We start from the raw sequence: 26,980 nt of genomic DNA, 5'->3' as shown, positions 1-26,980 counted from the left end.
TTCTCTCATTTAAGTTTTATTCAATATAAAGTAACGCTAAACGTACTTGGTCATAGCCCATACGTGGATTAGTTGCTTCCACAATTGGACGTAATTTGATTGCACCATCATCTGCGAAATGATCTGGGCTTTGACGCTTCTGCAAACGTTTATAGATTTTACGGACTTCCTCTACAACCTCTTCACCTGGATGCGCGACAGAAATATCCAAACCTTGCTCTTTATGTAAACGTCCTAAATGATTAATAATGGTGGCAGGAGTGAGCCCACGTTCCGTTGCAATATCTTCAATCTCATAGCCAGATTCAAATAGTTCACGAGTTTCGTCTAAAGTTGCTGAAGCATAGTTTTGCTTACCCGCACTCCGAGCAATTTTCTTTTCATTTCGCTCAATTTCAACTTCATTTAACGTTCCGCCACAATGTCGAATAAAGGCTTTATGTTGTACGCTTAAATCGGTTTCAGCAAAATTTGTTTCAGCTTCAACAGAGAGTTCTTGAAAGCGTCGATCTGCTTTAATAGCAAGACTGTCTAATTCCAAAGCTTGCATGTTAAAGCCGAGCAATTTTAAACCATCTAATGATTTTAGGCGTGATAATGCGACATAACCTTGTCCTTTCTCGAAAGTATGGCTTAAGTTTATTTCTGCCGCTGCCAAGGTCATACCTTGTGATTTATGAATAGTAATTGCCCATGCCAGACGCAGTGGAATTTGCTGCAAACTAGCAATACTCTTCCCCGCTTCGTTATCGACCGACCATGTTTCCGGTTCAACCAATAAGACTGAACCATCAGTGAGTTTCACTTTTGGCAAAATACCATGATCATCATCTTCTTCAAAACCAATGACTTCACCTAAACTGCCATTGATATATCCCATGTCAAAGTTATTTTTCACAAACATCACTTTGGCATTCTTTTTTAAAGTTAACGCTTCTGGGGCACGTACAGAAGATTTCAGGGTTTCAATTAATTTATCATTACCATCACAGACTGCCATGAATTCATGACCTTGCTGCTCAATGGCATTTAAATGCTGAAAATTAATTGAATCGACATCCATGTTATGGGTATAAAGACGCGTAAATGTATCACCAATATCTTGTGAACGCGTTTGTTCTAATACACGTATATGTTCCGAAGTAATGCTCTGACTACGGATAGCATTCAAAATATCATTCAGATAATCATTGCCTTGACGATGTTGCTCGGTCAGGTAGCAAACACGGAACTTGGCCTCAACCCACGCCTCAGACATAAAGCAGAATTTATCCCGATTCAGCTCTTCTTTTTTCCCAACGGGCGGCAACTGAAAAAAGTCACCCGCAACAATCACCTGAATGCCGCCAAAAGCATCGTCACTTTCTTTGAAGTATTTTAAAACCTGATTGACTAAATTGAGTTGTTTTGCATGCAACATCGAAATTTCATCAATAATTAATACCTGTGCATTTTCTAAATGTTCTTTGAGGTATTTACGTTCTTTCATACGCTTAAGATCATCATCGCTTAGGCTATCTTTAATACCAATACCCGCCCAAGTATGAATGGTCATGCCATTCATATGCGTTGCAGCAATACCTGTAGACGCTGTAATTGCAACAGGTACCTTACGCGCTTTCAAATAATTGATGTACTGATTTAAAGTATAGGTTTTTCCTGCACCAGCCGAACCTGTAAGGAAGACATTTTCGCCAGCTTTAAGGAGCTTAAGTGCAGTTTCTTGTTTCATATGACCGATAACCAATAAATAACGGCTATAGCCTAACGAGTTTTGCGTTAAAAGTTAAGTCTGAGAAGAAACACAGTTATCTTTTCTTAGATTAATCCAATAAATTACAAAAGCTTATCCATCAATTTAAAAATGAAGCAAAATAGTTTTTGTTGAGTGTTTAACTTTTATGAAGTTTATTTCAGTGCTGGTGAAAAATGTTCGTTAAACCATTGAATGAATTGTTCTGCAATCGTCACCAACAATTGCTCCGCTTTTTGATTATTTGGATATTCCAATTGATCAAACAATAATTTACCTGCCTGAATATGACAACCTAGTGTTAAAGACTGTGCGTAATGCGGTGAGGACATATGAAAAGCAACATATTCTCCCTGCATAATCCGTTCCGCATAACTCATCGCCAAACAATGATGAAATATATTCGACTCTTCGATTATTCTTTCAATATGATGCAGTTCCTCAAAACTCCAACCAGAATATTGCAAAATGGTTTGGGGCGATACAGCATTCCAAGTATTTACTGCAAAATTTTGTTTTAACCGCGCTAAAATTTCATCTTTATGTAACTGCCGATGCCATTCTACGGCGTGGTGAAACAAACCTAGCCATGTACTATTTTTGGCAATTTCACGGTTTTCATTAAAACAATAGATCAAATAATCTCGAACATAAGCATCAAATACAGACACTCTTAAATTCTGATATCTCAAATAAAATAAAGCCCTAAACTCATTCACAGGAACATGATGCCGACGTAAGGTGCGATAAAATCCCCGATTTTGGTGTGTACTTGGATGTACATAATTCAATAACTCATGAGGTAAATCTTGCACAATATGATGTAAATGCAACATATATGCTTGCATGACACGGCTAATTTTCTTGTAGACTTGCTTCACTATGGTTTCATTCTTATTGGCAACATTACGCAGTAAATTCATCCATTCATCCAAATATAAAATAGATGGACTGATGGCGATACGCTGATCCTCTACCGTTTGCTGTTGTCCTTTCAGCACCACGCTTTGATTGTTCTGGTGTTCAAACCATTGTTCTGTGGTCGCATGAATATCACAACTTTGAATGAACATCCGCGCACAGGTATGTTGAAAATATTGTAATGTTAATAAAATGATACAAGGGTGAATTTGACTAGTATCGACAAAACTTAAAGCGGTAACGGCGACGCGTACATGACTGTGTTGGATGTGTGCACTTAACCAGTCAAGTACCATTGCATCTTGCTTAAACAGCCAATTGACCGTTCTGGAATAGTCAAATATAGGTAAACGCGCCACCTTTTTTTGCCAGATCTGCGCATTTGGCTGCAAAAAATTCTGTTTAGCCAACAAATCATCTTTATGCCACAACTCACGATTCATCAAACGTACAAAGGATAAGACATGACTTTGCTGTAATGCATAAGGTTGCAGTAATGCAAAATCCATTTGATGATCAAGCAACTCATCTAAATTAAATTTTTGTTCAAAAGTTAAAGTCGCTATCCGATACAGTGCTGAAGGTAAAAACTGCGCTGCACTGTGACAAAGCTCATCATAACAATCCATTAAGCCCTGCAAGGGTAAAAAATCATCTCCATTCACAATATGTAAAGCACAAAGCTGGCTAAAATGTTGTTGTAATGCAGGATCCAAATCAATTCCCATTTGTTTAGACTGGGCAAAACAAGCGTATTTTGCCATTCCAAGTACCATTAAACGCCGATCTAACAACTCAGCTTGAGCCGAGCTCATACGGTTTAAACATGTAATAACACGCGTAGGTCCATCCACCCACTGATAAATTTGTTTCGCAATAAGTTCACGTAATTGCTGCGCTTTATTTTTAAGAAATAAGGAGTGTTGTTCATTCAATTGATCAGTCAAAAAACCGACATCATTCAAAAAGAAATCTTCAAGTAATTCTGCATGTTGATCTTGATAATGGAAGTTATATTGAATAAAAGGCGTCTGTTGATTTTGGACTAATTCAAAAGAAAGATGAAACATCTCATTCATTATATAGATGGTATGTTTCTCTTGATCTATCCGAAACATATTTTGCGCATTAATATCCCCCAAGATTTGCCATTGTTGATGCTGCATGGTCATCAAATCTAGGGAAAAACTCAGAATCAACTGAGCAATTTGACGTTGTTGCGGTATTAAACGCTCTTGTTCCATACACGCCCCTCATTCTACTTTTGTATAATGCCTCTCTTTATTGTAATCAAATTTTTAAAAAAAACACCTAAAGAAAGATATTCATATATTTTGTTATTTTTCAAAATATTAGATAAAAATATTACAGTATTAATTTTCAACAGCATCCTACCTCTCCACGACAATTTTCCAATCTAAATATGATGGTAGGTGTTTGGTAGGTAGGCTTAAATGTGTCTTCATTTAATACTCAAACCACGGTGAGGGTCACCGCTTAAAACATAACAATGGTAGAAGGAATCGCACCATGGCTTTTAAAAATATTGCAGATCAAACAAACGGTTTTTACATTCCATGTGTTTCACTCTTTGGTCCAGGCTGTGCTAAAGAGATTGGGACCAAAGCACAAAATTTAGGTGCTAAAAAAGCACTGATTGTTACCGATGCTGGCTTATTTAAGTTTGGTGTAGCAGACACGATTGCAAGCTATCTAAAAGATGCGGGTGTCGACAGTCACATCTTCCCAGGTGCAGAACCAAACCCAACAGATATTAACGTACATAACGGTGTACAAGCTTACAATGACCATGCCTGTGACTTTATTGTCTCACTAGGTGGTGGTTCATCACATGACTGTGCAAAAGGCATTGGTCTGGTAACAGCAGGTGGCGGTCATATTCGTGATTATGAAGGCATTGATAAAAGCTCTGTCCCAATGACTCCTCTGATTGCAGTCAATACAACTGCTGGTACAGCATCTGAAATGACGCGCTTCTGTATTATTACCAACACAGACACGCATGTAAAAATGGCAATTGTCGATTGGCGCTGCACTCCACTGATTGCAATTGATGACCCTAAACTCATGATTGCAAAACCAGCTAGCTTAACTGCTGCTACAGGTATGGATGCATTGACTCATGCTGTAGAAGCATATGTTTCTACTGCTGCAAATCCAATTACCGATGCATGTGCTGAAAAAGCGATTTCAATGATCAGTGAATGGTTGCGCCCAGCGGTTGCCAACGGTGAAAACCTTGAAGCACGTGATGCAATGAGCTATGCACAGTATCTTGCAGGTATGGCATTCAACAATGCCTCTTTAGGTTATGTTCATGCCATGGCACACCAATTAGGCGGCTTCTATAACCTACCACATGGTGTATGTAATGCGGTATTACTACCACATGTATGCGAATTCAACTTAATTGCCTGCCCTGACCGTTATGCACGTATTGCCGAGTTAATGGGTGTTAACACCACTGGATTTACCGTGACTGAAGCTGCCTATGCTGCGATTGAAGCAATCCGTGAGTTGTCATCTTCTATCGGTATTCCATCAAACCTATCTGAACTCGGTGTGAAAGAGCAAGATTTAGGCATTATGTCTGAAAATGCTCAAAAAGATGCTTGTATGTTGACTAACCCACGTAAAGCTACTCATGCTCAAGTGGTTGATATTTTCAAAGCGGCATTAAAAAGTGGCGCTGAAGTTGTAGATTTTAAAGCAGCGGTGTAAGTCTCTCCAATCTCTTACTTTTTGCTTTTGGCAACCCAGTTCTGTTTGAATCGGGCATGGAATGTAGCCAATGTTGACTAACCATTGGCTGCAGTCTAGATTCTTTACAGAAGAAGGCACTGGGTTGCATTTTTTTATTTTACAATCAATTCAATTTGACAAATGTTCCAACATCATCAAGGATTAAGCCATAATAAATCTTGATGAGTATAAAAATGACATCGCTCAAAATTCCTACCACCTATCAAGCCGATGTTCTGGGGCCAGATTATCAACAGCTTGTGCTTGAATTCCCCGATGATTATGAAGGCAAAGTCGTTGCGACTCTAGTTCGCAAAAAAACCTCTCAAACCACCACCAAAGCAATTTTATACATTCATGGTTTTATTGATTATTTCTTTCAAACTGAAATGGCAGATCAATTCAATCAGCAGGGTTTTGATTTTTATGCACTGGATTTACGCAAATATGGACGTTCCCGTTTAGGGCATCAACAACTCTATAATGTACGTGATTTAAGTGAATACGATGCAGAAATTAGTAAAGCCTTAGAAATTATTCAAGCAGAAGGTCATGATGCAGTGTTGTTAAGCGGGCATTCAACGGGAGGCCTCATTTGTACCTTATTTGCAGCCCATCACCCGCAGCATTCATTGATTAAGGGTTTATGGGCAAACAGTCCTTTTTATGATTTCAACATGAGCGAGTTCGAGAAAAATAAAGCGTTACCGCAACTCAGCAAACTAGGTCGATTGCTTCCGAATCTCACTATTCCAAGCGGTTTGAATAAATGGTACGTCCCTAGCCTACATTGTCACTATCATGGTGAATGGAATTTTAATCTGGAGTGGAAACAACCAAGCTATAAAATGGTAAAACTCAGCTTTGTTCGAGCCATCCATGAAGCTCAAAAAGAGATTCACGCAGGTGTAACACTCACTATTCCCACCCTAGTCATGCATTCACATCAAACCACCAACCCGAAAAAATGGGGGATTGAAGCTCAGACCAGTGACGTGATTTTAAACGTTAATGACATTCAAAAATACGCCGAGAAAATGATCGGAGATATCAGTATTCAAACCATTGAAAATGGTTTGCACGATTTAGTTTTATCCGCACCTAAAGTTCGTGAGCAGGTTTATCAGAACTTATTTGCTTGGATAAAGGAGAAAGGAATCTGAATTAAAAGTCCTCTCTATCCTTAAATTTCAATAGCGTTTGATGAACAGGATGTGCCTTAGGCATCAGTTCAATCAAACGCTCTACCGCATCTATTGCTTCTGGAAAATGCGCCACGTGTTTCAGCAATACATCTGTTTCGTTGGCTTTAAAAATGGCATCACTTAAACGTGACTCCAAACAATCTCGCCAAGCACATAAAAATGGACTTTCGGTTTTCGCCAAGAACACGCCTGTATACAGCTTTAAAGCGGTTTCCAAATATCCAGCGTCTAAAGCTTGTTCAGCCTGTAAAAAATCCGCATCGACATTGACCAACAAACGGTAAGGTCTTGAGCCTAACATGCCTCCCAAAATATCACGAAGTTGTGACATTTCCGCTTTTAACGTTCCCACACTGACCTTACGTTCTCCATATAGCGCTTGATGTAAGGTATCCAAAGTTAGCCCTTGAGGACACAAAGCCAAAATCGCAAGAATCTCAATTTGACGTGGTGTCAGTACCAAGGCTTTACCATTAAACAAAATTTGTGGCACAGCAAATGCACGAATAAATAACTGTTGCTTTTGATGTTCCAATAAAGCGGATTGAATAATCGAAGAACAGCGCTCAGCAGCCAAAAGTCCCAAGCTATTGTGGTTTTTCCATGTGGTCGATAAGTCGATGACCCCCAAGAGTTGCTTTGAATAAGGATCAATAATAGGTGCCGCATAACACACCCAGTCCTGTATAGAAGTCATGTAGTGCTCATTAGAAAACACACAACTCGATTGCTGGGTTTTTAACGATAATGCTAATGCATTAGTACCGACCAACTCTTCTCGCCACTGCCCACCTTCAACAAAGTGTACACTTTCAGCAGCTCTTTGCATTTGATTACTCGATGCCGACCACACAATGGTACTACCGATATCGCCCACAGCAATCACCATGGAAGATTGCTGTGCAATATGTTTGAGGTCTTCCGTGCATAGTTGTAAGGCATGCTCTAATGCACCGTTTAAACCACGACGATGCTGATGATTGATTGGCGCTGCCATACGGTCTTTAGGAATCGCTGCCGAAGCAGAACGCTGCCATGAACTTGCAATACTTTGCCCTAATTGTTCTGCATGTAATGGCGAAAGGCTACTGCTTTGGCGAAACTGATCAATCCTTTGTCTTTTTTCTAATAATGCTTGCTTATTCATCATTGCTTTCTCTCAACAACTAATGATTCGACGTCCTGTACTTAACTGTTTTTGTAAGCATTTGTCGTCCTGTTGTAAACCTTCTACTTTCCAACCTTTCTCCAACCTTATGCTAGTTATGCTAAACAAATAATGTACTGTTGTACCTTATACCAAAGCTGTAGAAGCTGAGATAAACAACAAGCAAAGGAAATTATATATGCGTTACGTCGATCCTAATCAACCTGGTTCTAAGGTTCAATTTAAAGCACAATACGAAAACTTTATTGGTGGCCAATGGGTTGCACCTATTAAAGGAGAATACTTCGAAAACATCTCGCCTGTCGATGGCAAAGTATTCACAAAAATTCCTCGCTCAACGGTTGAAGATATCGAACTTGCGCTTGATGCAGCGCACAAAGCTAAGGCTCAATGGAACAAATCCTCTCCTACAACGCGTTCAAATCTGTTACTTAAAATTGCAGATCGTTTAGAACAAAATCTTGAATTACTGGCGGTTGCAGAAACTTGGGACAATGGTAAACCTGTCCGTGAAACACTTGCAGCTGACATCCCTCTAGCAATCGATCACTTCCGCTATTTTGCAGGTTGTATTCGTGCACAAGAAGGCGGAATTTCTGAGATTGATGAAGACACAATTGCTTACCATTTCCATGAGCCATTGGGTGTAGTGGGTCAAATTATCCCATGGAACTTCCCAATTCTTATGGCAGCATGGAAACTTGCTCCAGCACTAGCAGCAGGCAACTGTATTGTTCTTAAGCCAGCTGAACAAACCCCTGTCGGTATTTTATTGGTTGCTGAATTAATTCAAGACATATTACCAGAAGGAGTCTTGAACATCGTCAATGGCTTTGGTGCTGAAGTGGGCCGTCCACTTGCAACTAGCCCACGTATTGCAAAAATCGCATTTACTGGTTCTACGCAAGTAGGTCAGTTAATTATGCAATATGCGACTGAAAACATTATTCCTGTAACGCTGGAACTTGGTGGTAAATCTCCAAACATTTTCTTTGAAGATATCATGGATCGTGAAGATGACTACCTAGACAAAGCCCTTGAAGGTTTTGCAATGTTCGCTTTAAACCAAGGTGAAGTATGTACATGTCCTTCACGCGCTCTCGTTCAAGAAAGCATTGCAGACAAATTCCTTGAAAAAGCTATTGAACGTGTAAAACGTATTAAAACAGGACATCCATTAGACACAGACACCATGATTGGTGCGCAAGCTTCTCAAGAGCAGCAAGAAAAAATCTTGGGCTGTATTGCAACAGGTCGTGGCGAAGGTGCAGAAGTACTTACTGGCGGTGGTGCACGTAACGAAGTCGGTAGTGGTTTCTACATTGAACCAACCATCTTCAAAGGTAATAACAGCATGAAGATTTTCCAAGAAGAAATTTTTGGACCTGTCTTGTCTGTAACTACCTTCAAAGACTTTGATGAAGCCATCAAAATTGCCAATGACACCATTTATGGCTTAGGTGCAGGTGTATGGTCACGTTCAGCACATACTTCTTATCGTGCTGGTCGCGCGATTGAAGCAGGTCGTGTATGGACCAACTGTTACCACATCTACCCTGCGCACGCGGCGTTCGGTGGCTACAAGAAATCAGGTATTGGTCGTGAGAATCACAGAATGATGCTTGATCATTACCAACAAACTAAAAACTTGTTAGTGAGCTACTCGACCAAACCAGCAGGTTTCTTCTAATCTCCTCTATTGAAACCTGTTTCCTTTGCACGAAAATAAAAACAGCGAACCTAGGTTCGCTGTTTTTATTTTTGAATCTGTTATTGACTGTTTACTTACATTAAGTGGAAACAATCGTATGATTTGGTTCAGTTGCAGGTTCTTCTTTAAATAAAATCATCAAACAAACAAAAATTAGCCCCATTCCTAACCAACCAAATCCATCTAATTTCTCTCCGACAATCAGCATTGCAAATACAGCAGCCATAAATGGTTCAAACAAGGTCAAAGTCACTGCACGACTTGCAGGCACAGTTTTGAGCCCATAACCAAATAATAAATAGCCCAAAAACATTGGAATCAGCATCATATAACCAACAACATACACATGAATGGCTTGATCAAACAGATTTGCCCCAGTGTAAAAGGCTGTAGGAAGTAATAATGCTGCACCGAATCCAAAAATTAAACCAATTGATGCTTTCGCTTCTACACCGCGATCAATCAGTTTTTTGGCAGCCCATGAATACAGCGAATAAGTCAGTCCAGCGACTAAACCTAGAATAACCCCTACAATTTTCTGATCGGTTGAATGTTGTAACTGAGTCGTAGCATGTGACTCGCCGAGTGAGAGTAACAACACTCCAAATATGCCCAGAAAACAACTTAAGAACCATCGTTTAGATAATTGCTTTTGATCAAAAATACGCTCTAGCAAGGCAGTAAATAAAGGCGCTGTACCTATAGACACCACAGTCCCGATGGTAATGCCTGCCAAATGCATAGAACTATAAAAGGCTAGCGGGTAAATTGCCACAGAAAGAGCACCTAACAATAATATGCCTTTATTTTTAGGAATGTCTTGAAGATGTTTTGCAATTTTCTTTCTAGCTAATAATGCCTGTAGAAGCCCACCACCACCCATAGCCAAAGCTCCAATTGCCAAGGGACTTAAATGAGGAGCAAATGATGCAGCTGTACCTGTAGTTCCCCATAATACCGAGGCAACCAGTACCGCGATAAAACCATAATGTGGACTTAAATCAAACTTCTGGCTCACACATTCAACTCCTGTTGTAAAAGGCGCTCTATCATTTGCTTCGCAGCATGTACCTTCGTTCCATTGCCTTCCAAACCTGCACGGGCAATCGAACCCTCTAAAACAAAAGAAATGAATAATGCTAATTCTTGAGCTTTATTTTGATCCTGAAACATTGCATTTAAATGCTCTACTAAAATCTGCTCAACTTCATCTTTATGTTGCTTCACCATTAGTCGCTCTGGACTTGCAGCGGGAAACTCCGCCGCTGCATTCAATAAACCGCAACCTCTAAATCCCTTTTCGTATGCACATTCCGCATGATCTTGATAGGCATCGAATACAGCCAAAATTTTTTCATAAGCAGAATTACAATCGACTAATCGCTTGGCATACAGGTCTAGCCATTCCTGATGACGAGCTTGTATATAAGTAGCAATCAAATCAGATTTGGTCGGGAAATTATTGTAGAGCGACATTTTAGCTACACCCGCCCGATCAGTTATTGCATTAATCCCTGTATTGGCAATACCATCGTTATAAAACAAGGTGGCTGCTGCATCTAAAATTTTTTCCTTTGCCGACTTATTACTCATGCTAATAATCCCAATAGGTATACCGATCTACCTAATTTATAAAAATGAATATAAAATTGCAAACTAAAATTCATCTATTTGAAAGGAATGAATGTCTTTTAAAAGTTAAATATTGAAGAAAGCGAATGAAAAAATCTCCTGAAAAACCATCCAAGAGATTTTCTCTGAAACTATTAATATAATTTAAGCGGAAGTTAATGCATGTTCTAAAAAATGCAGATGATCAATACCCCAGTACATTTCATTCTGACTAAACCACGTCGGCGCCCCAAACACCCCACGTTGTACAGCTTCTTCAGTAACCGATTTTAACTGTTGTTTGACTTGCTCATCTTCCAACCAATCTTGTACCTGTTGTACATCCAAGTCCAAATCTATAAGCATTTTTTTAAACTCTTGTAGATCATTCAGATTACGTGGCTCACCAAACATGGCATGAAATACACCTGTAAGTACACGCAAAAATTGCTCAGCTTGATAGATCTGTACAGCAGTGACTAAGCGCATTAATTGTAAAGTATTAATTGGGAAATAAGGATTCATTTGCATGGGAATCTGCCAGAGCTTCGACCAGCGCTTTAAATCTTTCATGGCATATTGTGCCTTTGCGGGAACAATCATGGGGCTGCTGTTACCCGTTGCCTTGAATACCCCGCCCAAAAGCATCGGTTTCCAAAGAATGTTGGCATGTCTGTCTGCAGCTATTTTTTGGATACGATGAAAACCTATATAACTATATGGACTGCCTAAATCAAAATAAAATTCTATTGTTTGCATTATTAAATCTCCCTATTTAACATTTTGAAATATTTGCATTACCAACGTTCAATCCAAGGTCTTAAGTCTAATTCATGTGTCCATGCATCACGAGGTTGATGTGCCAAATGCCAATAATTTTCTGCAATATGCGCGGGGTTTAATATGCCATCTTGCGACTTAAGTGCATAAAGTTCAGGAAAGGTGGTTTCAATAAAATCTGTATCAATTGCTCCATCGACTACAACATGTGCAACATGAATGTTCTTTGGTCCTAATTCACGTGCCATACTTTGTGCCAAAGCCCGTAATGCATGTTTAGCACCTGCAAAGGCGGCAAAATTTGCAGCACCTCGAACACCTGCCGTTGCACCTGTAAAAATGATGCTGCCTTGTTCACGCAGTACCATACGTTTGGCAACCTCACGCCCAACTAAAAAAGCACTAAAACATGCCATTTCCCAAATTTTGAAATATTTACGCGCCGTTTCTTCTAAAATACTGCACGGTACATTCGCCCCAATATTAAAGACCATCACTTCAATCGGGCCTATTGAACTTTCTATCTGTTCAATTAATTCAATCACTTGCTCTTCTTTACGTGCATCAGATGCAAAACCGTGAGCCTTAGCACCCATTTGTTCAATTTCATCAATTAAGGGCTGCAACTTATCGGCATTACGGCGTGTCATACATGCTATATATCCCCCACGCGCAAAGCGTTTTGCAATCTCACCCCCTGTCGCATCACCTGCACCAATAATTAAAGCAACACCCTTTTGCCTTATTTGTTGTTCATTCTTCTGTTTCATTTTCACCCCATTAAATAACGATCGTTACTATAACGAATACTATGTTATAATTTATCTATCGTCAAATCTCGTTTATGAGTCATTCACATGCGATATAAACCAAGCTACAAACAAGAAAAACGCAAAGAATTACTGTATATCAGTGGTCAACTGGCTAAACAGCAAGGCTTTGCTGCAACAGGCGTGGATGGCTTCATGAAAGCTGCTGGTGTGACCAGTGGAGCTTTCTATTCACACTTTGCTTCTAAACATGCGTTATTAAAAGCTTTATTAGAATCAGAACTACAACAAAGTTTTTCAAGATGGGAAAATAATCCCCATAATAACCCGCATGAATGGCTTGATTTTGAATTAAACCGCTACCTCAATATCTCTCATGTGCAACATGCGGATCATGGTTGTATCTTACCTGCGCTTGCCAGCGAAGTAGCCCGCTCAGATATCGACATCAAACAACTTTATCAACAAGAATTACTGCGCGGACACGCCCTGTTTACTCAACATTTAGGTAGTGAAGACAAAGCCTGGGGCGTCCTTTGCCAACTGGTGGGTGCGATTAGTCTTGCGCGTGGTATGGCAGATGAAAATATACAAAAACAAGTGATCGATTCTAGCAAAGCTTTTTTAAAAGCAAGCCTTAATGTTTAAACTTTATTACTTACTTAGCTTTATTATTTTGGTATATATTCAAAACCATTTCGTTTATTCATTACAATTTAAAGCGTATGAAAACAACAGATCCCGATTTTCCTGAGACCATTTATGCCATTCAACATCTTGCTTTTGAAGACCTAGGTGCTTTAGAGGATACTTTTTATCAACTCGGCTTTCGTGTGAGATATGTAGAAGCAGGTGTCGATAACCTACGTAAAGCCCTAGAACATGAAGGGCTCACAGTAATTTTAGGCGGGCCAATTGGGGTTTATGAAACGGTAGATTATCCATTTCTAACAGAAGAAATTGAATTACTCAAACATCGACTAGCACGTAATTTACCTACGCTCGGTATTTGTTTAGGTGCCCAATTGATTGCCCATGCATTAGGTGCCAAAGTCTATACGGGATCACAAAAAGAAATAGGTTGGAGCAGTTTAGAAATCAAACCTGCCGCAGAGAATCCTCTTACAAGCCTCGCCGATACGCCAGTTTTACATTGGCATGGTGATACATTCGATTTACCGCAAAACGCAGAACTTCTGGCAAGTTCAGTACTATATCCAAATCAAGCGTTTAAAATTGGTAATAATATTTTAGCACTACAATTTCATGTTGAAGTCGCTGCTGATGCAATGGAAAAATGGCTGATTGGTCATACCTGCGAATTACGCCATGCAAAAATTGATATTCCTAGCCTACGTGCCGATAACCAACGTTTTGCACCTGATTTAGAGCAACATGCACCACAAGTGCTTAAGTTTTTTATGCAGCATATTGAGTAAGACTCTAGATCAAATCGATCCTATTACTCCAAGAAGCAACAAACATAAAAAAGGCACTCAATGCGAGTGCCTTTTACTTTCCCGAAGAAATCGTGGGGAGATTATTTCTTCGCAGGAACTGATGCTTCAGTAGTGATATTTACTGTAATTTTATCGCCAACATTTGGCACGTATGCGCCGACACCAAACGCAGAACGGTCAAATGAAGTTGTAGCATTGAAACCAATCGACTGTAGTTTAGTCATTGGATGTTCACCTTGCTTGTTCATTACAGCATCAAGCACAACAGGTTTAGTGACATCTTTAACAGTTAAGTTACCTGTAATTTTATATTGGTTATTGCCTAAAGATTCTACCTTAGTACTTTTGAATGTGATATTTGGATAATTGATTGCATCAAAAAATTCAGCTTTTTTCAAATGCTCATCTAATGCAGCCACATTCGTATTTAAGCTAGACAATGGAATAGTCACATTCACTGAAGAATTCGCAGGTTTTTCATTATCTACATTAATCGTGCCTTGAATATTGCTAAAGTTTGCAGATGGTGTAGAAAAACCAAAATGGCTCCAAGAAAATACTGTTGCCGTGTGTGTTGGATCAATTTGATACGCCACAGGTTTTGCCATAGAGAATGTTGCAACTGAAGCAACTGCTAAACCCAAAGTTAATGCTTTTAAATTCATGTGATTTTATCTCGTTTCAGAATGATTATTAGTGTATACCTTTGAAATTATAATTCACTGTTATGGATAAGACGATATGTTTCAAATTTAGAACAGTTTAAAGGATTAATATTATTATGGATTTTATTAGAACGATTGTGACAGATTCCTCACTAAATTAATCATCTGTATTTTCATTTTGGTATTTTTCAAATAACAGTTGATCTATCCACTTCGGAATATACAACCCTAAGACTTTTAGCACTGTGATCCATTTAAAATTTAGTTTTATCTGCTTTTGTTGTTGTGATCTTTTATTACTATGATTTATGAACCTTATAACCATAAAAAAACGCCTCACATTAGAGGCGTTTTTTATAAAAATGACCGATTAAGCTGTCAATTCTTTTAGTGCATTTACAACTGCTTCAGTCGTAATACCAAAGAACTGGAACAAGTCTTTCGCAGGTGCAGATTCACCATAAGTCGTCATACCAATTACTTTGCCATCCAGACCAACAAACTTCCACCAGTAGTCGACATGCGCAGCTTCAACTGCAACACGCGCACGAATATGAGCTGGCAATACAGCTTCACGGTAAGCAGCATCTTGCTTCATGAACTCTTCAGCACATGGCATAGAAACGACACGCACACCTTCAAGTTGTGCATATGCTTCCATCGCTAGTGACACTTCAGAACCTGTTGCAATAATAATTGCTTTTAATTCGCCTTTTTCTTCTGCAAGAACATAACCACCTTTTGCTATGTTTTCAATTTGTGCTTGAGTACGAGTTTGGAATGGTAAGTTTTGACGAGAGAAGATTAACGCAGAAGGACCTTCTTTACGTACAAGCGCAGATTTCCAAGACACAGCTGCTTCAACAGTGTCACATGGACGCCATGTATTTAAGTTAGGTGTACCACGTAAAGATGCAATTTGTTCAACTGGTTGATGTGTAGGACCATCTTCACCCAAACCAATAGAGTCATGCGTATATACATGAATGACACGTTGTTTCATTAATGCAGACATACGGACCGCATTACGTGCATACTCCATAAACATTAAGAATGTAGCAACGTAAGGAATGAAACCACCATGCAATGCAACACCATTCGCTATTGCAGTCATACCAAATTCACGTACGCCGTAGTGTACATAGTTACCCGCTGGGTTATCTTGAACGCCTTGGCAACCTTTCCAAAGTGTTAAGTTAGAACCAGCCAAGTCCGCAGAACCACCTAATAATTCAGGCAATAATGGACCAAACGCTTGTAAAGTATTTTGGCTTGCTTTACGAGTCGCAATTGTTTCCGCTTTAGCATTAGTTTCTGCAATGAACGCATCTGCTTGAGCAATAAATTCAGCAGGCAAGTCACCTTCAATACGACGTAATAATTCAGCCGCTTCTGTAGGGTACTTCGCTTGATATTGAGTAAATACGGCATTCCAAGCTGCTTCAGATTCAGCACCTTTTGCTTTTGCATCCCATGCTGCATAAACGTCAGCAGGAATTTCAAATGGACCTTCTGTCCAGCCTAAAGCTTCACGTGTTAATGCAATTTCATCATTACCTAAAGGTGCACCGTGACAGTCTTCTTTACCTTGTTTGTTTGGAGAACCTAAACCAATAATTGTTTTACAAATAATGATCGTAGGTTTTTTAGTTTCCGCTTTTGCTTCTAAAGTTGCCGCGCGAATCGCATCGTTATCATGACCGTCTACACGAAGTACTTGCCAGCCGTAAGATTTGAAACGTTGCTCTGTATCGTCAGAGAACCAACCTTCGACTTCACCGTCAATTGAAATACCATTGTCGTCGTAGTAAGCAATTAATTTACCTAGACCTAAAGTACCTGCTAGTGAACATGCTTCATGCGAAACACCTTCCATTAAACAGCCATCACCCAAGAAACAATAAGTGAAATGATCAACAACTGCCAAGTCTTCTTTGTTGAACTGCGCTGCCAAAGTTTTTTCAGCCAACGCAAAACCTACAGCATTGGCAATACCCTGACCCAACGGCCCAGTTGTAGTTTCAATACCAGGCGCATAACCCAATTCTGGATGACCCGGTGTCTTAGAGTGAAGCTGACGGAAAGCTTTTAAATCTTCGATTGAAAGCTCATAACCTGTTAAATGTAACAATGCATATTGAAGCATTGAACCATGACCATTCGACAATACAAAACGGTCGCGGTTCGCCCATTGTGGGTTTGTTGGATTATGATTTAAAAATTCGCGCCAAACGACGTCTGCAATATCTGCCATCCCCATTGGTGCACCTGGATGTCCTGAGTTGGCTTTTTGCACAGCATCCATAGCCAATACACGAATTGCATTTGCAATACGACGTTCGTTCAAAGGGGTTGTCATAGATCAGAGTCCAATTAAAACAATTTAAAGAAGATGAATATCACATTCAAAACTAGGCACTATTGTCTTAAAAAAAGCGAGATGGGTAAAGCCTTATACACAATTTTTCCCTATTAATTGCTACTTATGTGGACTTGAATGAATGGAAATATTAAGAATTTTATTTATACGAGCAAACAAAAAAAATTATTATTTTGATCTAGAGTTACATGCAACACCATATTGCCTATTATCATGCCTGTAAAATCAGATTAAAGCTTTGAAATACAGTTTAGAATTAGAAATAGCTTCTTCTGACACAAAATTCACGTTTATTTCAGATGAATGCAAGATCCAAGCAAAGTTAACCTAGCTCTAACAAAGCTCTTCACATAAAAAAAACTAACATCATTGAAACTGCACTAAATATCCATGTAAGGCAGACATAAGTATTTCTCAATAAAATTAGATTTCTGAGGAATTAATTTTTTGATGCACTTAAGAACAAAGTGACTATCAAGTTAGGTACTCCTTATGCCAATAATTTTGATTCCTAATGGTTTTGCTGCGAAAAGTTATGGTGCTAAAAATACTGGAGATGAAAAACATAAAGTTTACTTCACTGATTTAGAATCGGTTTATTTAACACAAAAGCGCCATTCCTCTAATGAGATAGCTTTTATGATGGATAACAACACTTATTTAGACCATTCGGATGAACGCTTCACGCCCTCCTATACATATCAATTTAAATAGCTTGTCTCAATTCCAACTCCCCCTTCAAAAATACGAATAAAATACGCTCACTATACCCCAATCCCTGTCATCGATAATTTACGGACTTGTGACTTCTTTTAAACCGTCGTTATTTTTCTGTGTTTAGTTCCGCTTTATGATCTTTATCATCACTTTTTAAGTATGCACATGCTTAACCAACAGCCAGAAGAATGATTTTCATCCCCTTTAAATTTCATCAATTTTTTTCTACTTAAGTATAACTGTGTATTAAATTGTTTAATTTATATACACTAAATATTTAAAGCCAAAACAATTAATTGCTGCTTTATCAGTTTTATAGATGCTTATATCAGATAAAAAGTCATTGAATTGAAATAAATTCATCCTTTTTTATACAAGTTGAGCTAGTCCTAAAGTCTAACTCGATGTAACATATTGCGTCTTTAAAATTAACTGTGATAGGACTTATGCGCGAGTACGCTGTATTTACTTCGGAATCTGTAAGCGAAGGCCATCCAGATAAAATGGCTGATCAAATCAGTGATGCTATCTTGGATGCAATCTTAAAAGAAGACCCATATGCGCGGGTTGCTTGTGAAACGCTTGTAAAAACGGGTGCTGTCGTACTTGCTGGCGAAATCACAACAACTGCAAACATTGATGTCGAAGCTGTTGTTCGTCAAACTGTAAACGGTATTGGCTACCACCATTCAGATTTAGGTTTTGATGGTTCGACTTGTGCGGTCATCAACATGATTGGTAAACAGTCTCCTGAAATTGCTCAGGGTGTTGACCGTCAAAAACCTGAAGACCAAGGTGCAGGTGACCAAGGTTTAATGTTTGGTTATGCAAGCCGTGAAACTGATGTGCTTATGCCTGCTCCAATTTCATATGCACACCGCTTAATGGAAAAACAAGCTGAATTACGTCGCAATGGCTCACTTCCATGGTTACGCCCAGATGCAAAAAGCCAAGTGACTTTTGCTTATGAAAATGGCAAGCCTGTACGTTTAGACGCAGTTGTACTGTCTACACAACACGATCCTGAAATTTCACAAGCGAACTTAAAAGAAGCTGTGATTGAAGAAATCGTGAAAAAAATTATTCCTGCGGAAATGTTCCATGCAGGCACTCAATTCCACATCAACCCAACAGGGATGTTTGTGATTGGTGGTCCAGTAGGTGACTGTGGTTTAACAGGTCGTAAAATCATTGTAGATACTTACGGTGGTATGGCACGTCACGGTGGTGGTGCTTTCTCTGGTAAAGACCCATCTAAAGTTGACCGTTCTGCTGCATATGCTGGTCGTTATGTTGCGAAAAACATTGTTGCTGCTGGCTTAGCTGATAAATGTGAAATTCAAGTGTCTTACGCAATTGGTGTTGCCGAGCCGACTTCTATTTCTATTAATACATTTAACACGGGCAAAGTGCCTGATGAATTGATTATTCAATTGGTTCGTGAACACTTCGATCTACGTCCATACGGCATTACACGTATGCTTGACCTTATTCAACCTATGTACAAGCAAACTGCTGCATATGGTCACTTTGGTCGCGAAGGTTCAGATACTGCATTTACTTGGGAAAAAACAGACAAAGTTGAAGCACTTAAGTCTTCTGCTGGTCTCTAATATTTCCCACCATCAAAAAAGCTCACTTCGGTGAGCTTTTTTTACATCTATTGCAAAATAATTTCTCATAACAAAATATTTCTCACATATTGATGCTTAATGCCTTAATACAAAAATATTTTCCGATTTTAAAGAAAATAATATTTTATTAATCAAATCTTTAATCTAAAAATACTAATTGATTTTTACTTTCATTCAACTATTCCCCCACAATTAAGTTCGCCAAATCAATTACACAACAGCATAGAAATTAGGCAAAAAAATGCTTATAAATAAAAAAATAGGTTTTTGCCCTTTAAAAAATTTTGCCTATCCCTATTAAATATTTATATGTTTACAGGAGTTCTCTCGTGAAAAAGGTTGTGAAAGCAAAAAATTTAATCGCATTTCGTATTTGGTTAGAAAAATTAGGTTATTCAGTTAAAAGCCTCGCTGATGATCGTGGTTTTACCTTTAGTTTTAAAAAAGAATATGGCTTAGTTACCTGTGATTTGGCAGGAAATTCTTTAGCAATGCAATTAGGCGAAGAATTTGAAGATCATTTGAAAGCGTAATGAAATAACCAATCCTGTAAATCGTACACGATTTTCACAGTTGATCGAGTTGCTATTCCTATGTATTTAAGCCCTACGGGGCTTTTTTATTTGCCACATTTAATTCATTCAGACTCGTCTAAAATACCGTGATTCTCCAATCTAGCACTTATTGAAAGTGAGTTAGTTATCTTTACACCCATCTTCACATTTAGAAAATTTAATATGCACAATTTTTCTAGTGAACTTTAAATATTCACTTTTCTTCAGACGAAAAAAAACAAGGTTTTAACCTTGCTTCATTCTTCCCAGTATATTAAATGGTGGGGGCGAAGAGACTCGAACTCTTACACCTTGCGGCGCTGGAACCTAAATCCAGTGCGTCTACCAATTTCGCCACGCCCCCATACCGGGTTTCACTTTATCGTAAATAAATTTGGCAGAGGATCAAGGACTCGAACCTTGACGAACGGTTTTGGAGACCGTCATGCTACCATTACACCAATCCTCTGTTACCTAAACATCATTAACTGATGATTAAGTGGTGGGGGCGAAGAGACTCGAACTCTTACACCTTGCGGCGCTGGAACCTAAATCCAGTGCGTCTACCAATTTCGCCACGCCCCCGATGGCTGTGTATATTATAGAGATCACCCTCCTCTGGCAAGCCCTTTTTATGAAAAAAACTCTTGTTTGATTAAATATAAAACAAAAACCACTTTTATGTACTTTTCTTAAGCAATTTCAGACACTAAGGCCTGTTTTATTGCATAAAAATTGTCAAATCTATGCGCTTTATGCTTTGCCAACATCTTCGACAAAAGCGATTGAAATACTAAAAATTTCTCAGGAAGCTCAATATTTAAGTGCTGACAATGTAAATACGCCCAATCTGTATAATTTTCTGCCTTTAATCGCTGTCCAGACAGCCACTCATAGAAAATAATGCCTAAAGCATAAATATCAGATTGTATTGTTTTCACTTCACCATGAAATAATTCTGGTGCCATATAGCGTGGCGTTGCATTCATTTTAGTGCTCATATGCGGTGAAATAAGTTGCACCTGCTCAAAATCAATCAGTTTGACCTGCCCTTGATATTCTACAAAATGCTCCTGTTTTAAATCAGCATGTATCCATCCTGCTTCATATAACGCCTGTATAACATCTAAAGTACGTAATAGATAATGCTGAATACTTGCAATCGGCAATGTCTGAGCACTAACACTAAAATACGACGCTGCATGAGGCAGAATAAGCATCTGCGCTAAGGATTGCTCAATTTCAATATCTACTGCCCTAGATGCGACAAATGCTTTAGGCACGATTTCACAAGGCAATATGATGCTAGATAATGAAGTAGAGTTCAGACTTTCTTGATAAAAAGCCAATTCATGCTGAAATCCTTGTTGGTAGATATGATGCCCTTGTTTCATTTGCATCTTTAACCAATAAAGCTTTTCTTGATACTGAAAATAATAAAGCCTGCGTCCATATCGCAGGCTGTTCGTCTTGGTTTTTAATTCCAAACAATCTATATGATTAAAATCAGGCAGTATGAACTTGGACATGTGTTTCTTGTCGGTGTAATTGCTGATAATTCAAAAGTTCTAAGGCGTGCTGGATGGTTTTCCCAATTCGAGCATGAGTTTCAATGCTCGATATTTTTGGCCATGTCGCCCGCTCTCCTTCGCGTTGTAACAACTTAAATAAGTGTGGACGAGGATTTTGCAACATATAACTATAATGACGCAGACTATATCTACCAATAATATTGACATCACCATAATAGCGCTGATCCACCACACCATAACCATGATCAAGTAAACGGCGTATAGAAGGCACTTTCCCCACCCGTTCACGCGTAAAGTCCATCACACCCTTAGCAATAACTTTGCCTTGACGACGAATAATGCGCTCAGGCCAACTCAACATATCACGTCTGAACCGAGAAACATCATCTTGCATAAATGGCACAATATGTGGGTTAACCTGACTTGCGATACTGTAATTTAAATTATAAAGGCGTGCCATTTTCTGTTGTGGGAAATCGCTCCGTACACTGCCATCTACCCAACGTGTCGTTGCCATGTATGGCGTAAGTTCGCCATCATAGCGTTTACTGGTGAGCTTAACAGGCGGAAATAAAATAGGAACCGCACAGGAAGCCAATACCGCGCTCCACACCAATAAATCAGGAGAAGTATAGGTATTCATAATACGCGCTTCCTGTGAAGCATCGTAAGGTGCTACCGCAACATTAATATATAACCCTGACTGTTTGAATGCTTCATCAAAAGTAACATTGCCTAAATTTTCAACGAGGAATTTTTTCAAATACTTCACATCGGCAACGCCACCGTTGCCTTTTAACAAGTCACCCAACTTTCGAAAATGAAAAGCTTCACTAAAAAAGTTCTCGCCATTTAATATTTTCGAAATATTTTCAGGATTTGAGACACCAAGCATAGCAGTCATAATTGCACCCGCGCTTGAACCTGAAAGCACTTTAGGCATTAAATCCTGCTCAAGTAAGGCTTTACACACCCCAGTATGAAACAGACCTAAAGTTGCACCTCCAGAGAACATTAACGCTGGCTGTCCATAGGCTTTTTCACAATGTTTAAAGAAATCCATTTTCTCTTGGTGAGAAAGACACTCGCAAGCTTCTGAGGCAATAAACGCTAAGCTCGCGCTTACTTCTTCAATATAGTCCTCGATAATAGTTTTAGTACCTACATACGTCGCTGCAAAAAGCATTGGATGTGCGATATTGGCAATGTCATAGGTTAGCCCCTCACGTAATAAATACATTAAGTCACGTGTTCGGTGCTGATAGCGATAGCGTTTTAGTAATTTCAAACGATATGAGATCATTTCCGCATCAAAATAAGGCGAGCAGTTATCATACTTCCACTCTTGCGCTCCCGACTCTTGATCAATTTTGAGCGCAATACTTTTCCACTCTGCATAACTTTCCGCATGTTCTAATTGGCGTTTTAACTTTTTTATACGATAGGCTTGATGTGGATTCATGTCCTGTATGAATTCTTGAAATAACATAGCTTCCCTCAAACACCTGCGCTTAAATACAATTTAAAGTCTTTATCTTTGAATATTAAAAATTTGGCTAAGTCGAAGCATGATTCGATTAGCATTCGCTCACATTATACTATACAGTCTAAAACCAAGGCCAAGGTTGGTCTTATTTGCTACTTTATCGTAATTATCAGCTGAATGACTATGGCAACTATCGAATTACCTGACACGATTTTACAATCCCTCTCGCAAGTTCTTGCTCAATTACATCAAACACTGCCCTCATTGAAACAAGAACCTGACTTTTCTGCGCCAGCGTTTAAGTGGCAAAATAAGCAACTTATTCCCATTTTCCATCCCAAAAAAATTGATTTAGACGACCTAAAAGGGATTGAGCGTCAAAAGGCCAAAGTCATTCAAAATACGCTACAATTTTTAAATGGATTACCTGCAAACGATGTATTACTGACAGGCTCACGTGGTACGGGTAAGTCATCTATTGTTCGTGCTTTATTAAGCCAATATCAAAATCAAGGCTTACGTTTAATTGAAATTGAACGTGATGATTTATCAGAATTACCCGAAATTCAAAAAATTATTCAAAACCGTCCTGAAAAGTTCATCGTCTATTGTGATGATTTAGCATTTAACGCTGAAGATGAAAACTACCGAAGTTTAAAAAGTGTATTGGATGGCTCATTACAGTCTGGCTCAAGTAATTTTATTATTTACGCCACCAGTAACCGTCGTCATTTACTTCCTGAGTTTATGCATGAAAATACACCTGTCACCCGCGTTGACGTTCCTCAATACAATGAACTACACCCTCAAGAAGCGATTGAAGAAAAAATTTCGCTGTCTGATCGCTTTGGCTTGTGGTTGTCATTCTATCCTATGGATCAGGCACTTTACTTAGAAATCGTTGAACACTATTTAGCAAAATCAAAAATGCCAATGACAGAAGAAGTACGCGCAGAAGCATTGAGATGGTGTCAAGCACGTGGGCAACGTTCTGGGCGCGCCGCTTATCAATTCTCAAAACATTGGGTAGGTTCACAGCAGTTACAGCAGCTCTAAACTTCTTATAAAATCAGTTTATTTAAACAATGAGGCAGCATCCTATTTAGATTTTTATTCGCGGAACGTTATTTTTAGAATAAAAGCCCAACCCATGAGGATTGGGCTAAGTTAAATACAATAAATATTTGATTTATAAAGAAATTAAACAAGGGTTTCATATGAGATGTATTATGTTAATTTAGAGCAACTGAATCCTAGCACACCACTATCAACCAATATTCAGTACTAAGTATAAAACTAAATCCATCTGATATTAAGAACACAAGTGCTGCAATTTTTTGGATTAACTAGGGTCTGTTGAAAGAATATTAAGAGATTTTTTGTTAAACCCGATAGATAAATCTTTGTTACCTAAAGCTTAAATCATGAAAAAAAATCCTGTTTTATTAATGTCTTTGCTTAGTTTACTTACTATAAACAGTTGTGCACAACCTATTAGTAGAAATCTTGAATCCACTATTAAAGATAATAATGTATGTATTTTCACAAATAATGAAAAAACCTATTCCGATGTTGAAAACTCATATCTAGTTTTTGTTGCAGAAATAACAGATAGTAAAGATTATAAAACTGTGTATGAAAAGACATACAGTAAAGGAAAATTTCCTATATTAGAGGATGATTGTGCCTTGATTCCGTTAAATATTTTTAAAATAAACAAACCATATGATGTGAATTTGGAATCAAATAAAAATTTTGCAACGCAAATATGTATTTCTGAAGCTGGAAAGATTCTGCCTGTAAGCTATCTTAGCCCAGAGGAAGCTGTGTGTTCTAAGTAATAGATATTTAGTCATGACTAAGTTTTTACCTATCGACTCATCCCATAACCACGACTTTTTGGCTGATCATACTTAAGCTGATCGCGTTCATTTTTAGGAGGGATTACCGGAACATTGCATCTATGTCATCCCTGCGAATTTTCATATGATTGGGACATAAAGAACAGGATGTTCCAATACATAAAACAATAATGATAAGTGCAACACCAGGACGTGAGGTACGACAGGAGTTATACCTAAACACCCAATATGAAAAAGCCCGACAGGATGCTGGGCTTTTTTATTGCTTACGATTTTTTAGTACGATCACTTGTAGAAAAGTAGAAATCAAATAACAAGGAATAAAGATGACCAAATACATAAGAGCAACTGCTCCTGCCTGTATGAAACCAGATGAATCACCTTTCATAAAACTAGAAATAAAGAATACAAAAATTGAGCTAATCCCCCCCCCAATAATAGTATGAGTGGGGTTTTTTGCTTTAATTTATGAAAAAGAAAAGGATATAACACGCCCTTTAAGCCAGCCATAAAAAAAATAAACCAACATCTATAAAGTCTTGTTTAGTTCCCACAACAAAATAAAAAAAGCCCATTGGCAATAAAATTAATAAGCTAATTAAGATGGGGGCTATGAGAGGCATATAGAACTCTTTTTTTATTGTTGTAGCACAAATCTTTATTTTTCAAAAATTAGTCATAACTAACCCGAATCACGGATAAGAAATTGACTTAAAAAAGAGAAGGACTAGAGCCATTAGTTGAGTTACCACACACAAACTCACAACCCTAGTCCTTATGCTTGATAGTACCTAATTATTCTGTGTGATTGATGATATTTTTCAGAAGTTTGAAAAAATTTACTGGAAGTTTCTAAAACAAAACCACCAACATCTAAGAATTAGAAATGCTCAACTCCACCTTTCTGAAATTGTGTTCATTACTATGTGGTACAAATGCTCTCATTTCAATAATTTAAAAGCATTGTTTGACACCTTAAAGCACAATAATAACCACTTATTTAAGCATTTACCTTGTTGCCAGCGCATGGTTCACCTTATTCAATTACATCAACTGGCAAATTTTAGATTGAGTTGCTCAATAAAACAGTGCAGCCAGGCATTTGCTTCGGCAATCGAATGATGCCTTCCAGACGCATTTCCTTGATCAGACGATCCTGAAGTGTCCTGTTGGCACGTTCCACACGCCCTTTGGCCTGTGGTGAGTTGGCAAAGATAATATCAATGTTTAACGCGCTGAGAATCCTTCCAAATTGCATGATCTGGCTGTCTTGGCTGGATTTCTGATTAACTCGGAAGACTGAGTGCTTATCGCTGTAAAAGGCTAGAGGCTTACCATATTGCTCAATATAGGCTCTGGTCGAAAGCATATAGTCAAAGGTGGTTTCAGCCTGACAAAAGCGCAGATGCAACAGCTTTCCAATGGCATCGTCAATATAGACTAGCAAACAGCATTTGGTAGCTCGACCTTCAAACCAGTCATGATACGAGCCATCGATCTAAATTAGTTCACCGAAGCAATCACAGTTATATCTCGGCTGATATGGACGTTTCAGGCATTTGGATCACGGAATCCAAAGCTCATTTGCAGTCATCCAGCGACGAACCGTTTCCACAGGAATATTCAAACCAAACATGCTCATCAGCTTCTCATGAGCCAAGGTTGGGCTAAAGCCCAGCAGTTGTTTAGAAATAATGGAAAGGCATTCAGACTTTATGGCTTCATCATGTCGACGATGACCAGATTGACCACGACTGGAATGAGCCAAACCTGAAATACCATCTTGATTAAACTTCTGCATAAGCCGAGTAATTTGAGGGGTTGAAAGATTCAAAATTTCAGCAGCACGGACTTGTGTAATACGTTGATCTCGAACATCCTGCAGGACGCTGTATTTCCTTGTCAGACATAGTGATCAGCATCTCGATTCATATCCAGTCCATGATATTGATGTGCATCATATAGACCAGACATTTTTATTGGTGAGGATATAGACACTTTAAATGGG

21 protein-coding genes, 3 tRNA genes and 2 pseudogenes are annotated in these 26,980 nt (G+C 38.6%); 11 read left to right on the top strand and 15 right to left on the bottom strand.

Going from position 1 to position 26,980, the window contains the following annotated elements:
• Positions 1-16 precede the first annotated feature (16 nt).
• Both F4W09_RS11570 and F4W09_RS11565 read right to left on the bottom strand, forming a co-directional pair.
• The gene (locus F4W09_RS11570; protein ID WP_151504892.1) at positions 17-1,732 is read right to left on the bottom strand and encodes an AAA family ATPase; all 1,716 of its coding nucleotides are present in this window, start codon (positions 1,730-1,732) and stop codon (positions 17-19) included.
• A gap of 176 nt (positions 1,733-1,908) precedes the next feature.
• Positions 1,909-3,918, bottom strand: a complete 2,010-nt coding sequence (locus F4W09_RS11565; RefSeq protein ID WP_151504891.1) for a hypothetical protein — start codon at positions 3,916-3,918, stop codon at positions 1,909-1,911.
• Positions 3,919-4,204: 286 nt separating this feature from the next.
• Between F4W09_RS11565 and mdh the strand changes: the two genes are divergently transcribed.
• Positions 4,205-5,416: an iron-dependent methanol dehydrogenase gene (mdh, locus tag F4W09_RS11560; RefSeq protein ID WP_151504890.1), complete on the top strand. Its 1,212-nt coding sequence runs from the start codon at positions 4,205-4,207 to the stop codon at positions 5,414-5,416.
• Positions 5,417-5,631: 215 nt separating this feature from the next.
• Entirely contained in the window at positions 5,632-6,600 is a 969-nt protein-coding gene (locus tag F4W09_RS11555) for an alpha/beta hydrolase (RefSeq protein WP_151504889.1), read from the top strand.
• Between the two features lies 1 nt (position 6,601).
• On the opposite strand, the gene F4W09_RS11550 is transcribed toward F4W09_RS11555, so the two are convergent.
• Complete coding sequence (locus F4W09_RS11550) at positions 6,602-7,792, bottom strand: transcriptional regulator (RefSeq protein WP_151504888.1); 1,191 nt, start codon at positions 7,790-7,792, stop codon at positions 6,602-6,604.
• A 196-nt stretch (positions 7,793-7,988) separates the two neighbouring features.
• Between F4W09_RS11550 and exaC the strand changes: the two genes are divergently transcribed.
• Positions 7,989-9,500 (top strand): acetaldehyde dehydrogenase ExaC, encoded by a 1,512-nt coding sequence (exaC, locus tag F4W09_RS11545; protein WP_044739832.1) that lies wholly within the window; start codon positions 7,989-7,991, stop codon positions 9,498-9,500.
• Between the two features lie 100 nt (positions 9,501-9,600).
• Here exaC and F4W09_RS11540 read toward each other — a convergent pair whose 3' ends face one another.
• The 4 genes from F4W09_RS11540 to F4W09_RS11525 all read right to left on the bottom strand — a co-directional run bounded on the left by F4W09_RS11540 (position 9,601) and on the right by F4W09_RS11525 (position 12,682).
• Entirely contained in the window at positions 9,601-10,539 is a 939-nt protein-coding gene (locus F4W09_RS11540; RefSeq protein ID WP_104442236.1) for a DMT family transporter, read from the bottom strand.
• Entirely contained in the window at positions 10,536-11,114 is a 579-nt protein-coding gene (locus F4W09_RS11535; protein WP_151504887.1) for a TetR/AcrR family transcriptional regulator, read from the bottom strand. The genes F4W09_RS11540 and F4W09_RS11535 overlap by 4 nt, the downstream gene beginning before the upstream one ends.
• A 183-nt stretch (positions 11,115-11,297) precedes the next feature.
• Positions 11,298-11,891 (bottom strand): 2-hydroxychromene-2-carboxylate isomerase, encoded by a 594-nt coding sequence (locus F4W09_RS11530; RefSeq protein ID WP_151504886.1) that lies wholly within the window; start codon positions 11,889-11,891, stop codon positions 11,298-11,300.
• 38 nt (positions 11,892-11,929) lie between these two features.
• Complete coding sequence (locus F4W09_RS11525; protein ID WP_151504885.1) at positions 11,930-12,682, bottom strand: SDR family oxidoreductase; 753 nt, start codon at positions 12,680-12,682, stop codon at positions 11,930-11,932.
• Between the two features lie 87 nt (positions 12,683-12,769).
• On the opposite strand from F4W09_RS11525, the gene F4W09_RS11520 reads away from it, so the two are divergent.
• Positions 12,770-13,330 (top strand): TetR/AcrR family transcriptional regulator, encoded by a 561-nt coding sequence (locus F4W09_RS11520; RefSeq protein WP_151504884.1) that lies wholly within the window; start codon positions 12,770-12,772, stop codon positions 13,328-13,330.
• A gap of 77 nt (positions 13,331-13,407) precedes the next feature.
• Entirely contained in the window at positions 13,408-14,121 is a 714-nt protein-coding gene (locus F4W09_RS11515) for a glutamine amidotransferase (RefSeq protein WP_151504883.1), read from the top strand.
• Between the two features lie 101 nt (positions 14,122-14,222).
• On the opposite strand, the gene F4W09_RS11510 is transcribed toward F4W09_RS11515, so the two are convergent.
• Both F4W09_RS11510 and tkt read right to left on the bottom strand, forming a co-directional pair.
• Complete coding sequence (locus F4W09_RS11510; protein WP_044739839.1) at positions 14,223-14,807, bottom strand: YceI family protein; 585 nt, start codon at positions 14,805-14,807, stop codon at positions 14,223-14,225.
• Positions 14,808-15,177: 370 nt separating this feature from the next.
• Positions 15,178-17,166, bottom strand: a complete 1,989-nt coding sequence (gene tkt / locus F4W09_RS11505; RefSeq protein WP_151504882.1) for a transketolase — start codon at positions 17,164-17,166, stop codon at positions 15,178-15,180.
• 513 nt (positions 17,167-17,679) lie between these two features.
• On the opposite strand from tkt, the gene F4W09_RS11500 reads away from it, so the two are divergent.
• The 3 genes from F4W09_RS11500 to F4W09_RS11490 all read left to right on the top strand — a co-directional run bounded on the left by F4W09_RS11500 (position 17,680) and on the right by F4W09_RS11490 (position 20,071).
• Positions 17,680-17,901, top strand: a complete 222-nt coding sequence (locus F4W09_RS11500; protein WP_151504881.1) for a hypothetical protein — start codon at positions 17,680-17,682, stop codon at positions 17,899-17,901.
• 449 nt (positions 17,902-18,350) lie between these two features.
• Positions 18,351-19,517: a methionine adenosyltransferase gene (gene metK, locus F4W09_RS11495; RefSeq protein ID WP_044739842.1), complete on the top strand. Its 1,167-nt coding sequence runs from the start codon at positions 18,351-18,353 to the stop codon at positions 19,515-19,517.
• A 350-nt stretch (positions 19,518-19,867) separates the two neighbouring features.
• Positions 19,868-20,071 (top strand): hypothetical protein, encoded by a 204-nt coding sequence (locus F4W09_RS11490; protein WP_016167644.1) that lies wholly within the window; start codon positions 19,868-19,870, stop codon positions 20,069-20,071.
• Positions 20,072-20,371: 300 nt separating this feature from the next.
• Here the strand turns inward: F4W09_RS11490 and F4W09_RS11485 are convergent.
• From F4W09_RS11485 to F4W09_RS11465, 5 genes are all read right to left on the bottom strand, one after another.
• Positions 20,372-20,456, bottom strand: a tRNA-Leu gene (locus F4W09_RS11485).
• A 31-nt stretch (positions 20,457-20,487) separates the two neighbouring features.
• Positions 20,488-20,561 (bottom strand) — tRNA-Trp (locus F4W09_RS11480).
• A 31-nt stretch (positions 20,562-20,592) separates the two neighbouring features.
• Positions 20,593-20,677, bottom strand: a tRNA-Leu gene (locus F4W09_RS11475).
• Positions 20,678-20,784: 107 nt separating this feature from the next.
• Positions 20,785-21,492 (bottom strand): serine/threonine protein kinase, encoded by a 708-nt coding sequence (locus F4W09_RS11470; protein ID WP_244948567.1) that lies wholly within the window; start codon positions 21,490-21,492, stop codon positions 20,785-20,787.
• Between the two features lie 106 nt (positions 21,493-21,598).
• On the bottom strand, positions 21,599-23,113 hold the full coding sequence (locus tag F4W09_RS11465) for a DUF3336 domain-containing protein (protein ID WP_016167642.1): 1,515 nt from the start codon (positions 23,111-23,113) through the stop codon (positions 21,599-21,601).
• A gap of 180 nt (positions 23,114-23,293) precedes the next feature.
• Between F4W09_RS11465 and F4W09_RS11460 the strand changes: the two genes are divergently transcribed.
• From F4W09_RS11460 to F4W09_RS17325, 3 genes and pseudogenes are all read left to right on the top strand, one after another.
• Complete coding sequence (locus F4W09_RS11460) at positions 23,294-24,166, top strand: ATP-binding protein (RefSeq protein WP_151504879.1); 873 nt, start codon at positions 23,294-23,296, stop codon at positions 24,164-24,166.
• 368 nt (positions 24,167-24,534) lie between these two features.
• Positions 24,535-24,951, top strand: coding sequence for an NF045616 family extracytoplasmic (lipo)protein (locus F4W09_RS11450; protein ID WP_151504878.1), 417 nt, complete (start codon positions 24,535-24,537; stop codon positions 24,949-24,951).
• Positions 24,952-25,776: 825 nt separating this feature from the next.
• Positions 25,777-26,031 (top strand): annotated as a pseudogene (locus F4W09_RS17325) (IS982 family transposase); the annotation flags it as partial.
• On the opposite strand, the pseudogene F4W09_RS11440 reads toward F4W09_RS17325, so the two are convergent.
• Positions 26,028-26,894, bottom strand: a pseudogene (locus tag F4W09_RS11440) (ISNCY family transposase); the annotation flags it as partial. The pseudogenes F4W09_RS17325 and F4W09_RS11440 overlap by 4 nt on opposite strands.
• Positions 26,895-26,980 lie beyond the last annotated feature (86 nt).

Origin of the sequence: Acinetobacter tandoii (genome assembly GCF_008867985.1) — a bacterium.
Taxonomy (GTDB): Bacteria; Pseudomonadota; Gammaproteobacteria; order Pseudomonadales; family Moraxellaceae; genus Acinetobacter; species Acinetobacter tandoii.
Note: the sequence above shows the minus strand (reverse complement) of the source record. Positions and strands in the feature narration are given on the sequence as shown.

What these genes read in the sequence shown, in the direction of transcription:
- mdh (WP_151504890.1), top strand. Translation starts at nt 4,205, where the DNA reads ATGGCTTTTAAAAATATTGCAGATCAAACAAACGGTTTTTACATTCCA.
- F4W09_RS11460 (WP_151504879.1), top strand. Translation starts at nt 23,294, where the DNA reads ATGGCAACTATCGAATTACCTGACACGATTTTACAATCCCTCTCGCAA.
- F4W09_RS11510 (WP_044739839.1), bottom strand. Translation starts at nt 14,807, where the DNA reads ATGAATTTAAAAGCATTAACTTTGGGTTTAGCAGTTGCTTCAGTTGCA.
- F4W09_RS11565 (WP_151504891.1), bottom strand. Translation starts at nt 3,918, where the DNA reads ATGGAACAAGAGCGTTTAATACCGCAACAACGTCAAATTGCTCAGTTG.
- F4W09_RS11530 (WP_151504886.1), bottom strand. Translation starts at nt 11,891, where the DNA reads ATGCAAACAATAGAATTTTATTTTGATTTAGGCAGTCCATATAGTTAT.
- F4W09_RS11550 (WP_151504888.1), bottom strand. Translation starts at nt 7,792, where the DNA reads ATGATGAATAAGCAAGCATTATTAGAAAAAAGACAAAGGATTGATCAG.
- F4W09_RS11500 (WP_151504881.1), top strand. Translation starts at nt 17,680, where the DNA reads ATGCCAATAATTTTGATTCCTAATGGTTTTGCTGCGAAAAGTTATGGT.
- F4W09_RS11535 (WP_151504887.1), bottom strand. Translation starts at nt 11,114, where the DNA reads ATGAGTAATAAGTCGGCAAAGGAAAAAATTTTAGATGCAGCAGCCACC.
- F4W09_RS11525 (WP_151504885.1), bottom strand. Translation starts at nt 12,682, where the DNA reads ATGAAACAGAAGAATGAACAACAAATAAGGCAAAAGGGTGTTGCTTTA.
- F4W09_RS11465 (WP_016167642.1), bottom strand. Translation starts at nt 23,113, where the DNA reads ATGTTATTTCAAGAATTCATACAGGACATGAATCCACATCAAGCCTAT.
- F4W09_RS11520 (WP_151504884.1), top strand. Translation starts at nt 12,770, where the DNA reads ATGCGATATAAACCAAGCTACAAACAAGAAAAACGCAAAGAATTACTG.
- F4W09_RS11570 (WP_151504892.1), bottom strand. Translation starts at nt 1,732, where the DNA reads ATGAAACAAGAAACTGCACTTAAGCTCCTTAAAGCTGGCGAAAATGTC.
- F4W09_RS11515 (WP_151504883.1), top strand. Translation starts at nt 13,408, where the DNA reads ATGAAAACAACAGATCCCGATTTTCCTGAGACCATTTATGCCATTCAA.
- F4W09_RS11470 (WP_244948567.1), bottom strand. Translation starts at nt 21,492, where the DNA reads ATGCAAATGAAACAAGGGCATCATATCTACCAACAAGGATTTCAGCAT.
- metK (WP_044739842.1), top strand. Translation starts at nt 18,351, where the DNA reads ATGCGCGAGTACGCTGTATTTACTTCGGAATCTGTAAGCGAAGGCCAT.
- exaC (WP_044739832.1), top strand. Translation starts at nt 7,989, where the DNA reads ATGCGTTACGTCGATCCTAATCAACCTGGTTCTAAGGTTCAATTTAAA.
- tkt (WP_151504882.1), bottom strand. Translation starts at nt 17,166, where the DNA reads ATGACAACCCCTTTGAACGAACGTCGTATTGCAAATGCAATTCGTGTA.
- F4W09_RS11555 (WP_151504889.1), top strand. Translation starts at nt 5,632, where the DNA reads ATGACATCGCTCAAAATTCCTACCACCTATCAAGCCGATGTTCTGGGG.
- F4W09_RS11450 (WP_151504878.1), top strand. Translation starts at nt 24,535, where the DNA reads ATGAAAAAAAATCCTGTTTTATTAATGTCTTTGCTTAGTTTACTTACT.